18 protein-coding genes are annotated in these 12,313 nt (G+C 34.2%); 3 read left to right on the forward strand and 15 right to left on the reverse strand.

Annotation, left to right across the window (positions count from 1 at the left end):
* Positions 1 to 15: 15 nt before the first annotated feature.
* Both LF817_RS13190 and LF817_RS13195 read right to left on the reverse strand, forming a co-directional pair.
* Positions 16 to 636, reverse strand: coding sequence for a hypothetical protein (locus tag LF817_RS13190; protein ID WP_253936288.1), 621 nt, complete (start codon positions 634 to 636; stop codon positions 16 to 18).
* 337 nt (positions 637 to 973) lie between these two features.
* Entirely contained in the window at positions 974 to 1,345 is a 372-nt protein-coding gene (locus LF817_RS13195; protein WP_253936289.1) for a VOC family protein, read from the reverse strand.
* A 399-nt stretch (positions 1,346 to 1,744) separates the two neighbouring features.
* Between LF817_RS13195 and LF817_RS13200 the strand changes: the two genes are divergently transcribed.
* The 3 genes from LF817_RS13200 to LF817_RS13210 all read left to right on the forward strand — a co-directional run bounded on the left by LF817_RS13200 (position 1,745) and on the right by LF817_RS13210 (position 3,306).
* The gene (locus LF817_RS13200) at positions 1,745 to 2,116 is read left to right on the forward strand and encodes a PH domain-containing protein (protein WP_253936290.1); all 372 of its coding nucleotides are present in this window, start codon (positions 1,745 to 1,747) and stop codon (positions 2,114 to 2,116) included.
* Between the two features lie 227 nt (positions 2,117 to 2,343).
* Positions 2,344 to 2,568: a hypothetical protein gene (locus LF817_RS13205; protein ID WP_253936291.1), complete on the forward strand. Its 225-nt coding sequence runs from the start codon at positions 2,344 to 2,346 to the stop codon at positions 2,566 to 2,568.
* A gap of 399 nt (positions 2,569 to 2,967) precedes the next feature.
* Complete coding sequence (locus LF817_RS13210) at positions 2,968 to 3,306, forward strand: YolD-like family protein (protein ID WP_253936292.1); 339 nt, start codon at positions 2,968 to 2,970, stop codon at positions 3,304 to 3,306.
* Between the two features lie 600 nt (positions 3,307 to 3,906).
* Here LF817_RS13210 and LF817_RS13215 read toward each other — a convergent pair.
* The 13 genes from LF817_RS13215 to LF817_RS13275 all read right to left on the reverse strand — a co-directional run bounded on the left by LF817_RS13215 (position 3,907) and on the right by LF817_RS13275 (position 12,283).
* Complete coding sequence (locus LF817_RS13215; protein WP_253936293.1) at positions 3,907 to 4,062, reverse strand: hypothetical protein; 156 nt, start codon at positions 4,060 to 4,062, stop codon at positions 3,907 to 3,909.
* A gap of 276 nt (positions 4,063 to 4,338) precedes the next feature.
* Entirely contained in the window at positions 4,339 to 4,854 is a 516-nt protein-coding gene (locus tag LF817_RS13220; protein ID WP_253936294.1) for an NUDIX hydrolase, read from the reverse strand.
* 312 nt (positions 4,855 to 5,166) lie between these two features.
* Positions 5,167 to 5,355 carry a helix-turn-helix transcriptional regulator gene (locus LF817_RS13225; protein WP_253936367.1) on the reverse strand — a complete coding sequence of 63 codons (189 nt, stop codon included), beginning with the start codon at positions 5,353 to 5,355 and terminating at the stop codon, positions 5,167 to 5,169.
* Entirely contained in the window at positions 5,345 to 5,677 is a 333-nt protein-coding gene (locus LF817_RS13230) for a hypothetical protein (RefSeq protein WP_253936295.1), read from the reverse strand. Before LF817_RS13230 ends, LF817_RS13225 begins: the two co-directional genes overlap by 11 nt.
* Before the next feature lie 389 nt (positions 5,678 to 6,066).
* Positions 6,067 to 6,480 (reverse strand): hypothetical protein, encoded by a 414-nt coding sequence (locus tag LF817_RS13235; protein ID WP_371925061.1) that lies wholly within the window; start codon positions 6,478 to 6,480, stop codon positions 6,067 to 6,069.
* Positions 6,477 to 6,686 carry a helix-turn-helix transcriptional regulator gene (locus LF817_RS13240; protein ID WP_253936296.1) on the reverse strand — a complete coding sequence of 70 codons (210 nt, stop codon included), beginning with the start codon at positions 6,684 to 6,686 and terminating at the stop codon, positions 6,477 to 6,479. The genes LF817_RS13235 and LF817_RS13240 overlap by 4 nt, the downstream gene beginning before the upstream one ends.
* A gap of 239 nt (positions 6,687 to 6,925) precedes the next feature.
* A complete protein-coding gene (locus tag LF817_RS13245; protein WP_253936297.1) occupies positions 6,926 to 7,225 on the reverse strand; it encodes a hypothetical protein in 300 nt (99 codons plus the stop codon).
* Between the two features lie 910 nt (positions 7,226 to 8,135).
* Complete coding sequence (locus tag LF817_RS13250) at positions 8,136 to 8,558, reverse strand: hypothetical protein (protein WP_253936298.1); 423 nt, start codon at positions 8,556 to 8,558, stop codon at positions 8,136 to 8,138.
* Positions 8,559 to 8,673: 115 nt separating this feature from the next.
* Positions 8,674 to 9,012: a hypothetical protein gene (locus LF817_RS13255; RefSeq protein WP_253936299.1), complete on the reverse strand. Its 339-nt coding sequence runs from the start codon at positions 9,010 to 9,012 to the stop codon at positions 8,674 to 8,676.
* A 325-nt stretch (positions 9,013 to 9,337) separates the two neighbouring features.
* Positions 9,338 to 9,916 carry a rhomboid family intramembrane serine protease gene (locus tag LF817_RS13260; RefSeq protein WP_253936300.1) on the reverse strand — a complete coding sequence of 193 codons (579 nt, stop codon included), beginning with the start codon at positions 9,914 to 9,916 and terminating at the stop codon, positions 9,338 to 9,340.
* Positions 9,917 to 10,384: 468 nt separating this feature from the next.
* Complete coding sequence (locus tag LF817_RS13265) at positions 10,385 to 10,720, reverse strand: hypothetical protein (protein WP_253936301.1); 336 nt, start codon at positions 10,718 to 10,720, stop codon at positions 10,385 to 10,387.
* A 117-nt stretch (positions 10,721 to 10,837) separates the two neighbouring features.
* Entirely contained in the window at positions 10,838 to 11,662 is an 825-nt protein-coding gene (locus LF817_RS13270; protein WP_253936302.1) for a hypothetical protein, read from the reverse strand.
* Positions 11,663 to 11,995: 333 nt separating this feature from the next.
* Positions 11,996 to 12,283, reverse strand: a complete 288-nt coding sequence (locus tag LF817_RS13275; protein ID WP_253936303.1) for a hypothetical protein — start codon at positions 12,281 to 12,283, stop codon at positions 11,996 to 11,998.
* Between the last annotated feature and the right edge of the window lie 30 nt (positions 12,284 to 12,313).

The following is a 12,313-nucleotide window of genomic DNA, read 5'->3' on the forward strand; positions in this document are numbered from 1 at the left end:
TTCAGAATTAAACGATTACTGTGAATAACCAGCACTATCTGCTTCACCACTATTCAAATCATGCTCGGATAACCTTAATAAACCAATCGACACCGCTTTAATAATCAGGATGTACATTACAACCAACGCACCATCTCCTAAATATAATGTAAACCACAAAGCGCTAAAAGACTCTAGGGTTGACTGCCTCGACAAATAAGAACTCAAAACAGTTGTAGCTATCATGAGAAAATAATATATAGGGATATATAACGCTAGTCTTGATCCGATTGTATGTACAGATGAATTCTTTTTAAAATAGTCTGCCATCGTCGAATAAACGTTCCATAACCCATATATATTGTAAATTGGAATCAAAACACGAGCGATGGCGCCACCTGGTGTAATAGGGTAAAATTCATCCAACGCTTGTAAATCTTTGTGTACTTTAAATAGCCAGAAGAGATACATGATCGTATAGATAACTACGTTTACACTTACTACAACAGAAACGATAATATCATAGGTCAAGAAGGCTTCTCCCGCCCCGGCCACTCTTACAATGACTATATTCACCATTAATAGTATGGTTAGCCCGATATCTGCCCAAAGAAATTTTGTTAAGACATTCCCTAACCGCTTTGATCTTAACTCCATCTAAACCCTCCCATAGAAACTCTCCTCATAAATTAATTGTCATGTTATTTAACCAGAATATGAAACCCAACTACTTCTTCATACGACTGAACCAGTAGTTGGGTTTCATGACTATCCACAATTTAGTGGAGCAAACCGCTTATCAGTAACAACACTTCACTTCTTTTTTTAAAATTAATTTCACCCACATAAAAACGCCCGTCCCCAAAGAAGAAACAGGCGATTTTCTTATTATTTTTATGTCCTTCTTTGTTCTTAAGAACTGTAATTAGTTTATAAGTTAAAGATAGAGCTGCTGTTACTTTACTAATGTCCTTGTTAAAGTCTGTTGTGGAAATTATCTGTGTTGATCGATTAGGATAGGATTACCATCTGGATCTGTAATTGTAATATGCTCCGGACCTTCAGTAGTTTCATCAGCTTCAGAGTCCAGGTTAACTCCGTTTTCTTTCAACTGCTTCTGGATTTCTCGCACATCTGTAAACGAATCAATGTTTTCGGCATTTTGATTCCACCCGGGATTGAAGGTTAAGATGTTTTTCTCAAACATTCCTTGGAATAAACCAATCACACAGTCTTCATTTTTCATTATGAGCCACTTCTGACTGGGATCCCCTCCAAACGATTGAAACCCTAATTTTTCATAAAAATCTTTTGATTTGTTTATGTCCTTCACACTTAAACTTATGGAAAATGCTCCAAGTTTCATAAATAATCCCCCCGTTTTTTAGTTTCTAAATTAAAGGTTCGCTTTTATTATGTGAAATTCCTTGTTCTATCTATAAGTATATCGAGTATTTAAGTTTAAAAGATTTTGTAAAAGGGAGTTGTCTTCAGAAATGGGGGACTACCCCCGTTCTGCATATTAGACATTTATTTAAAAGACTCTGCCACTGTAATCAAGTCTTCTTTTGAGGAACTGGTTCAACTATTTCTCAATCGATTACTGCACGTTTCTTTAAGACTTCGTTTAGAAACAGAACCACTACCGCCCCAGTGTTTCATTACCTATAGATCAGGTAATTGTTCTTTTACAAGCCGTAAAGAAGTCTTATTGATGCCAAGTATTCGCATGTACTCCTATCCTTTACGTTAGCAGGTGAGGTAAATGTCTAGATCCTTAGAAAAAAATGAACATCAACTGGCGAAGTTAGATTGTCATTTTGCAGAGATGAATTACAATTTTGGTCCTGGGAAATTAATCGCAACTAATCAAAGGCTGTTTTTTTACAGTAACGATGCTTCCTTAGTACAAGGATTCCGTGAATTTTCTTATGAAAAGTTAAAACCGATTCGAAAGAGAAGCTCACGACAGCCATTTAAGTTTTTCTCAAAACTACTTGCCCCAGATGAATATGGGTGGTTTATGTATGATGGTGAAGTATATACCATTACTCTTCTTTCCGTGGATGAGGGTGAATTTGAAGAGTTTGTTAATATAGTTAATGAACAAATCAACAATAAACGGAATCGTAATTAATGCACCTTGTCGGGCTTAAAGTTTTGAATCCACAACACCTATTATGCTGTTAACGAGATAGTCCAAATGATGATGACTATCTTCCGGTTATTTATCAAAATTTAAGAAATCATTGAGAATAGTTAAGATTTTCGAACCCTGCTTTCTCATCAAAAGCAGGGTTTATTTTTTTTGACTTTTTTGTTTAAATAAGAAATAAATTCTATATAAGAGGAGATTTCTACAAAATGAAAATCATCGAACTCATCGATAGAGTTTACCTAATCGTTATTCTCGGTGCGCTAGTCATGTATTTAGCGGGAGCGCTAAACGGCGAGTATCTTATTCCGATTGTTGGCGGTTCATTCATCATTCGATCGCTTCGCAAATTTCTAGAGGACGAAATGACGTTAACTTATAGATTGTATGGTGGTCTTGGAGTGTTTTTTGTGGCTGTCGTCTTTTTTATTTAGAGGGGTTTCATTATTTTATGGATGCCATTTTAGGGTTATTTAACTATAGCTCCCTACCCAGGAAGGCTTACCACATCTTTTAAAGGGCGGAGAGTTGAACGGATATTTCATTTGAATAGATACTTGCTGTATGAAGAATGTTTTAACTAGGTTTTGTAAGCAGAGTGATAAAATTACTATTTTTTGTTTTTCTCCTGGTATACATAAAAAAATACATCAGAGGTTCAAATGAAAGTGCCTAAGTCCCGGTCGGATGCCGCTGTTTCAAGTTCCACCCCCCCTCCGCTTTTACGGCTTCAAAAGAAATCCAAAAGAGGAACTAACGGAATCTTTTATTGTATTGCTATGGCTCCTCTACCTATAATGAGAACAAACGTTCCTTGTATTGGAGGGGAAACGATGAGGAATACAAATGACCGCGGCACGATTAAATGGACATCGCTCATGCTTCCCGAACATGTTGAAATGGTTCAGGAGATATGGAGAGAGACGGAAAGAATTGAAAAGCCGGTGATCGATGAACAGCAGATGGAAGAAAACAGCTTTGCCTTACAGCGTTCAATGAATGATGACCTGACCGTTAACGTGAAGTATCATAATGGCTTTGATTTTAGCTACGCCGCAATAAAAGTAAACCAGATGGATCCGAGTACGAAGAAAGTGAGAGGGATTGATCCGAAAACGAAAGAGACGGTCTCTCTTTTGTTTGATGATATTTCAGAGATCACTTTTCCTTAATTCAACGCCTGATATTATTTCTGATTTCCACACTTCTATGTCGTTGAAAGAAATCGGTGCCTGCCCCCCGTTCTGCTAAAGTTTTAACGCAGCGGGGACAGGCACCATTATTGTTAGTTATAAAATTAGGATCCAATCTATCTATGATATTATTTCTTCTTTTTATAGAAACTCCCGCCTAAAGCAGCTATAAAGATTACAAATATCGCTACAATTATACTCATATCCATACTACCACCCCCAGTATGAATGCACTTACTTTTCCTTATTAGATTACAGACAATTTTTATCCACCATAGAAATAATTGGTTTCGTAATCTTATGCTTCCCGGTAGAGTCTTTGCACGCGATCAGAAGGCCTTTCGCTGGTGAATAACATAGGAAATGCTCCATGAAATGAAATATAGGAGTATTACACTAAGCACGGCTTCTGTATATAGTCTGAACTTGTTCAATAACTTTTAGCAAACCATTAAAAGCCCAAACTAACACTGAAATGGTGCCTGACCCCCATTCTTTAGATACTAAAAAAACCGCCCTGAAAAGCGGTAATTATAACTATCGATTTCCTTTTCTCAACGAATAAGAAAGTCATGTTCACTAATTTTTCTCCAATATAACAAGTGAAGAAACCATGGGAACCAATCCAACTGGACTCTGAGAAACGACCTTCCATCCTTCTTGAAGTAGTTGGTTTAACTCATCTACGTTATTCTTTTTATCGGATTGATAATTAACTGTGATGGCCTTTTGCATAATACACCTCCCCAACCCCAATATGCTAAACAACATTATACTCTATCAACCTCATTTTTTATTGGAGCCACAAACAGAGATCATTTTAGTTAATTATATAATAAAGGCTTTACATAATATATATAGCATGACGATATCCAGTAAATAAAGGAACATTCCTACATAAACATCATTTTAAATGACTTCGGTGCCTATCTCGTTCTGCTAAAGTTATAACGAAGCAGGACAAGGCACCCTTCTTTATGATGGTCCCAGTACAGTGTGGTACAAGAACCATCATCCGTGCGATCCCAGGGTGTTTCTCATATCAAACAGTACTTCAATCAATGACTTATGATAAGGGATAAATAAACCTTCTGAAATCATATCGACAATGTCTTCCTTTGATGCCCACTTTACCTGCTTCACTTCTTCAGTCGGCAGTGAAAGGTTTGAGGTTTTCAAATCGTTTTCTATGAGATAATAATCATCAAAACCATTTTCAAAGTTAACGGTTAGAGAAGGGCGTCTATTTCTAAGATTAAGTACATAGCCGATTTCTTCTTTAACCTCCCTTTCAGCTGCTTGTTGACTAGTCTCATTTGCTATAGCACTGCCTCCTACGGTAATGTCCCACAAGTCTTTCCAATCTTCCTTATCAGGCTGTCGCTGTTGAATCAGCATTTGTCCAAGTTGATTAAATATACACACATGGATTACTAAATGATAAGCACCTGGTTTAAATGTATCCCCCCGGTTCATTTGTTTGCCGGTTAAATTTCTATCCCTATCGTAAACATCCCACGCTTCCAATCTCCCACCCCTTAAAACTGTCTTGTTCATTTAAACTTTGCCGAATTGATTCACTCCCAATTAAACTAGGGTACGAACCATTGCAGGCGATAGTTCAATAGGTGTTAAATGAATTAGTGCGTAGTTTTTGTGAAATATTTATATAAACTTACTACTCCTACAAGAATTAGAACGGTCAAAGCGACACCATAAAAAATCGACTTAAAAGTGGAACTTAGTGAATTTATACTGCTTACCATTGCAGAGCCTAGAACAAAAAATAATACCACTGCCAACAATAAATTATTTTTCATGTATTTCTGTCCTTTTTAATTAGTTTTTAAAAACATTATCCACAGTTGTATTAAGAACTGCTGCTATTTTAAATGCAAGCTGCAAGGTAGGATCATACCTGTCATTTTCTATAGCGTTAATTGTCTGGCGTGATACTTTACATTTTTTTGCTAGCATACCTTGGGTTAATCCTGCGCTTTTCCGCAGTTCAAAAATTTTATTTTGCATTTCCACTTAACCGTCTACTATAAATTAGATAATATACAAAATAGCTTCCAATCAGTAGTAATAAGTAAAATAGCTCTGGATGATTGAACGGAGCATTTTTTAGAAAACCTGTTCTTAAGTCGAAAAAATTAAAAACAATGTTTATAAAAAATACGATTAATAGGAACGTCCAGCTTCCTACAATTGCTTTTTGTTTTATGTATTGAGATCGTTCATCGTCACTTTTATTAACACCTCCAAACTCCTCACCCCCAGTAAGCCGGCCAATAAACATAAATATAAATATCCCGACTAAAATAGAAACAGCCCATTCGATTCCCAATAATATCACCTCTTTAATATGTAAAAAGATCTTTACACTTCCAAAATATCACAGCATAACCAATTATGTCAAAAGTTCTTTACATCGATTTCTTGATGAGACTATTTTATTTTTTATGGAACCTTCAATCTTAGAGGAAAATTATTTACTAAGATAGATTCGCGTTAAAAAAGAAAAGCGGTTATCTATTATTAGATAACCGCTCCAGTTATGTGAAGACTTAATACCAAGTAAACTCGCTTTAAGTATCTTCTTTACTTCTTTGAAAATTAAACGAATGAAGAGAAATTCGGACTAAATCATAGGCATATGCAAGGAACAATAGATCTGCAATTACTGTTCTCAAAACTTCACGCTTCTTGAAATTACCCAGAGGAGCTTGCTGATATTTAGTTTTGTCGCTTAGTCCGTAAGTAATAAACATAAAGATAAGATGCAAGAAAACAAACGAAGACTATTCCTCCTACGAGTATTCCAGCACCCAAATCACCTGTAAAGGTAACTAAGACTCCAAAACCGATGGCAATAAATGTACTCACAACTATTGAAATGATTAATCCTTTTTTGGGGGAATTTTTACTCGATTCATGATCTACACTAATGCTCATGGATAAATATGCAGATACGACACCTGTAAGAATCAAAACATACCATACTGGATTATCTGTCATACTATCCATTCCTTTAGTGACCAGGTCAAATCCCAATATACCGATGATTCCAATGGTTTGAACCAAAAATAAAACCCTTATATTTTCTAAGTTTTTCAATTTCAATCGTTCATCCGTTATTTTTTTCATCATTTCGTCCGCTCCTCCTTATCCACCCAGAATAGTTCATCCAGTGACTTTTGAACGACGTCACAAATCGAAAGACATAATTTTAAAGTAGGATTATACTTCCCTTTTTCTATTAAACTAATGGTTTGACGGGTGACACCTATTTTTTCAGCTAATTGCTGCTGGGTTAAATCCACCTGAATACGAGCTATCTTTACGTTATTTTTCACCTATATAATCCCTCCTACCCTTCAACTGTAACATATAGTTTACATTATTCAATATATAAATTACAAACCACCCATAAAAATGACGCTAATCTTTTGATGAGAGAAGCGTCATTTCAGAAGAGATCATATGGTTTACTCCACGGAAAGGACCTATTAAGCAATATTGAGCGCAAAGCTTATTACGCTAAAGCCCCCGTTAAAGTAAGACTTGAAATCAAGATAGTATTTATATTTACCTACTATTTCTTAGGCGAGTGTTTATTTTCTACAATTTTAGATACCCCCGTAAGAAGCAACCCAATAGTAGCAATAATATAAGAAAAAAAATTACTCCCATTTAATTCATTATTCATAATAGCTAAAGCTAGACCTCCAACTACAAACATTAAGAATCCCAGCCAAAATAATTTTCTATGTATCATACTACACCTCCAGCAACGAATACCCTTAAAATCCTCTATTATAAAGGACATAAGAGTCCCTATCATCTTTATTGAACAATAGCCCCAATTAGCGAAAGACTTGAAAATAAAATCCATTTAAAGCCCTCCTTGCACAAATAACATTACCCTATAAACGACGTACCAGTGGCATCAGTCAAAGTTTTCTATTGAAGAATAGCCCCAGATTATGTAAGACTTGAATTCAAGATAATTTCACCTTTTATTATGTTTAATTTTCCAATTCATCCTTATTCTTGATAACATAAAAGATAATAAGAAAGGGGTTGCTTATATCACACAATTAACTAAAACTACGAAAGTTTTAATTGGAATAAGCATCTTACTACTTATTCCTGGATTTTTATCATTTTTTGGTATAGATACTATACCGCCAGGGTACTTTTTCCTAGCATTAGCCGCGACGCATTTTTCTCTTGCTTTTGAGTTTAAAAGAAACGATCACGAACACGCCACTTTTATGATATGGACGTGTATTGGGGCAACCGTGATGTTTTTGTTCGCTGGTCTCTTTGACTTAGGTATCCATTATAATCTTATACTTTTTATCTTTTAATATTTGCTATATTTAGAGTAAGAGGTGATGAATTCTCTATCGAGCAATCGCCCCAGTTAGCTGAATATTCGAATTCAAGATAAATCTTTCTTGTGTTGCTCAATTCACATTATCGTGAAACTATGTATTTTACTTTGTATTCGTTGTATCCCTCTCGTCTTATTTTCGAAAAGTTAAGAATACAGCTATTGTAAATATTATAAAGAAAACAAGACCAATTCCAATCAGTATATTCATTAAACTCATAACGTTCCTCTCCCCCTCACAGACCCTTTTTATTTAGTTATTTCAATTTCCTTTTAGTTACCACATATATAGTTCAAATTATTTCAAAATGGATCCAGAAACTCAATCTTTAGTTGCAAACATTAGAGGGCTTATCTATGTTGCAGATAAGCCCCATTATGCGGAAAACTCAGTTTCAAGATATTTTTAATCTTCTTTAATACCTGCCCCCGTTCCTAATACGTTAATGATTAGTAGATAAAAAGGATAAATGAATACGGCAAACATCATTGCAAATCCAGCTCCTGCTCCAGGTTCGTGTCCTGGATAATTAACGGGAAACAGATTAGCAAATATAAAATTAAAAAGAATAAAATACGGAAGCCAAAGAATAATTGACCAAAAAGAGGACTTTCTTTTATCCATCCATTTTTTAACTACCTTAAAAAGTAAGAAACTGAAGATAATAAAACCAATAATATAAAGGACTGTTACCAATTTCATTACAACATCTTGATTCAAACTAAATAAATCACTAATTTCATATACATTCAGCCCAAGTTCAACGGCTAAGAACAATACAAAAGCATTTAATATGCTAAATAAGTTTATTTTCAAAAATATATTCATTCAATCCCCCTTTCATATTATTAAGCAACTGCCCCAGTTAAAGGAAGACTTGAATTCAATATATACTAAGCAAATTTTCAACCAACGCTCTCTTTAGTGAAGAAGAAAATATAGCTTAAACTGTTAATCTTTTTTGCTTAGGATTTTTCGGAACAATTGTAAATTTGGCGATGAAAAGAATTGTAAGGAAAATAAAACAACTAGCACTGGTATTATTGCTTGTAATTATGCTTGACTGCATAAATTGCATTGAAACTACTAGGTTTAATACAAATGAAATCAAAAACCCAGCCATTGCAATACTTGTTAGATAATTTCCAAGTAATGACCTTTTGTAATCTACTGTTTTGTCTGAATTTAGGAGATCAAGAGTATGTTTTGTTTGTCTAACTAAGGCATAAACAAACCCGATAATTAGCAACCCCACTCCTAGATAACCAATTAGCTCATTCATAATTTATTCACCCTCTTACATAACTAATTTTAATACTAACATTTATTAACTAACCTGATTCTTCAAATTAAAAGCTATATGTAGATACCCTTATTCTTATGTGAATAAGGCGACTACTCTTTTGAGCAATCGCCCCAGTTAGTTGAAGTTTCGGAATCGAGATATCTTCGAAGAATACGTGTACCTACACTCACCGTTAGTACAATTCAAATTGTTAGATTTTTCAATTATATCATTACATTCCTTTTAAGAAATCTATCTTTCTAAAGTCTTTGTTATTATCAAGATAATTTGACTAGATAACTTTCGCAGCTAGTACATCAAATTAAAATAGATATAAACTCAACAAGATTCCAATCATAAAACCAACCACATGGGAAACAAATCCACCCAAGCCAATTAAGTTTCCTAAAATTGAATAGAAAATAATATAGTTTGTTTTCCAAGTTCCTAATTGGAGATTGAATAATTCAGGAGTTTGTAAAAACAGATAAAATATACAGCCTACCAATGCAAATATTCCTGGAGAAGCTCCTGTTCCCTTATTAAATGAAGTCAATATAGAAAATAATAAGGAAACCATCAAATTTCCGATTGCGTAAATGAGCAGAAACATAAAACTTCCAATTTTGTTTTCTAACACTAATCCGACGAAATAAATACCAAAAACGTTTCCCACAAGATGAATTATATTCAAATGAAAGTATGGCGCAGTAATGAGCCGGTACCATTCTCCCTTTCTCATGTTGTCAAAACTTTTCCCTGTGCCCCACTCAGACAATTTATCGCTCCATATTCTATCTGTACAAAAAATAACTATGTAAATAATTAATAAAGTAAGTGTCACAGGAGGTGTATCTAATATGGCGATGTTCTCAACTTCCTTTCTAAAAGTGATACTCAAAATTTATTTTCCTTCTTATCTTTTTACTTTACCCCCCCTATATACCGCTATTATGGTGACTACACTTACCCGAGTATCGCCCCATATACATTAAGATTTGAAGCCGAGATAAATTAAACAAAGAGGTTCATTTTATGTAGAATTTATTATTTATTTTTCTTCTTCGTAGAGTAAATTTGTAAGTAACAAAATAAGGTAGCTATAACAACCGCACTTATCCGTTCTGCTAAACTGTAATCAAAAATTGGCCCCAACATTAAAATTACTCCGGTAAGAAAAATGGGTGGTCCCAATATTTTTAGAATAATCAACATATCACCCTTCGTCACCTCACCTTTAAAGGTCTTCAATTAAACTCACCGAAGCAGTAAAAAGATAGCAATTTCATTATTAAAGAATCACCCAAGTTCTATAAGATTTGATTTCAAGATAAGTTGCAAAAGAACTTTAACTTTTATATCCATTTAATCATCCATCTTCTTTAAACTGATGGTAACTTCCACCTTCTCTCTTTACGATAATAACTTTATTACTCTCAACTGCTAAAAAAATTCCTTCTCCAACTTCTAAAATATTTGATGAGTAATTTGTTTTCGGCGTTCCTTCTATCTCTACTTTCTTATTAACTTCCCCAATTTTTTCTCCGACTGTAAATTCATTATTCTCAATTTCACCTTGCCACGTGTACTCCTCTCCATCAACCATTAAAATTCCTGCATATGGACCTTCTTCTACTGATTTATTACAACCAATTAACATAAGAAAAACAGATATTAGTGAGTATAATAAGACTTTTCGATACATTGTATCGCCCCCTTTACATGAAGACTCGAAACTGAGGTAAAGGTTACTTTAAATTATTTAACCCTATTTTTTGAAGGATTCAAATAAGCAAAAAACTGAATTCTTTTAGTTTTTTGCTTAATCTAAATCCAAGAAGAAATTAACAAAATCTCTTCCGAATTTAGACACTTCAAAGTTATCCTTAGATTTGAGCTTAGGTTCCTTTAGTTTCGGAAGAGATCGTTTGTGTTTTGGATTTGTTAGCTTTTCTAAGTAAGAGTATAATTCTTTAAACCTTTTTGAAATTTCTTCTAGATCAGAGTAAATATTTAAGTCTGTTCGGGTTGTTAATACACCAATTCTATTAAGATTATGACGGACTGCCTCATATTGCTCGTAACTTAGTCCATGTCTTTCCATTACATCTTGGTATGACTCTCTATTTGCGTGGTCAAGAACATAACGAGAAGAGTACATTAATTTTAATACTGCTATATCCACCATTCTTAATTCTTTCAAAACATCATAATAAGTAAGTAAAAAATCGTCTGATATTTGTTCATGTTGTGTAACGTTCACAAAGCCATTAACCATATAAGCTATTTTTTCATCTTGTTGTTCATCTATGACATAATCCATAATAAAGGCTAATAGTTGATCTATTTTTTCTTTTTGTTTATCCGTCTTTTCTTCCATATTCATATTGACTTCTTCGATCTTTGCGTACAACTCTTCAGTAAAAACAACGATATTTCTTTCAAATCGAGCACGTTTATATCCTTGAACAGCTCCAGAAACAACAGGGACAAGTGAACTTGCCGAATCAACAATAATGTCTCCTACCATACTACTGATAGAATCTTTTGCTACATTTCCAGCTGCACTACTTCCCGCATTTATTATAGAATCAATTGTAAATCCTTTACCTGTACTTTTTAAATCTTCTCTTTTATTCTCTTTCAATAGCAATCACCCTAATTTATTTTTTAAGAACACACGTACCATCCAAGTGAGTTAAGTATAGTAATTTCTTCAAATAAGGAACTCTTATATAAGACACACCCCCAATACTTGAAGGCTCGATTTTGAGATATATGCAGCAATTCTAATTAAACGTGGTTTATACACCTTACATAAAAATATCCATGGGATGAGAAATCACTTATGCTGCCACCAGTTTTCACTAACTATATTAAAAGGGGACAAATCTTTATTAGGATTCGTCCCCTTTTCTTTTGGATCACATTTGAAATATCACTATCTCTTCTTTAAAACCTAGTGTCCCGGTAAAAGACGCTATACTAAATCTGATGCACCTACTAGTTTAAACTCTTGGTAATCCATAGCATTTAAAACCGAAGTGACCAAATTGGCGTGCATAGCGTCATTTCCATTATATTTTACTACCACTGATCCATACACCCAGTCATCTTGATTATGGTCGACTGCACTTTCATCCTCAGAGAAAATGAACGAATCAACAGCTTCAAAATCCGCTACCAATTTGGCTTGTTTAGTAAACCTTTTTTCAAACTCCTTTGTAGAAAAACTAGGAGAATACTTAATTTTTAATATAGACTCCATTAGAAAACCTCCCTTATCCTCCATTCCTAT

The sequence above is a fragment of the Halobacillus sp. A1 genome (genome assembly GCF_024189295.1).
Taxonomy (GTDB): Bacteria; Bacillota; Bacilli; order Bacillales; family Halobacillaceae; genus Halobacillus_A.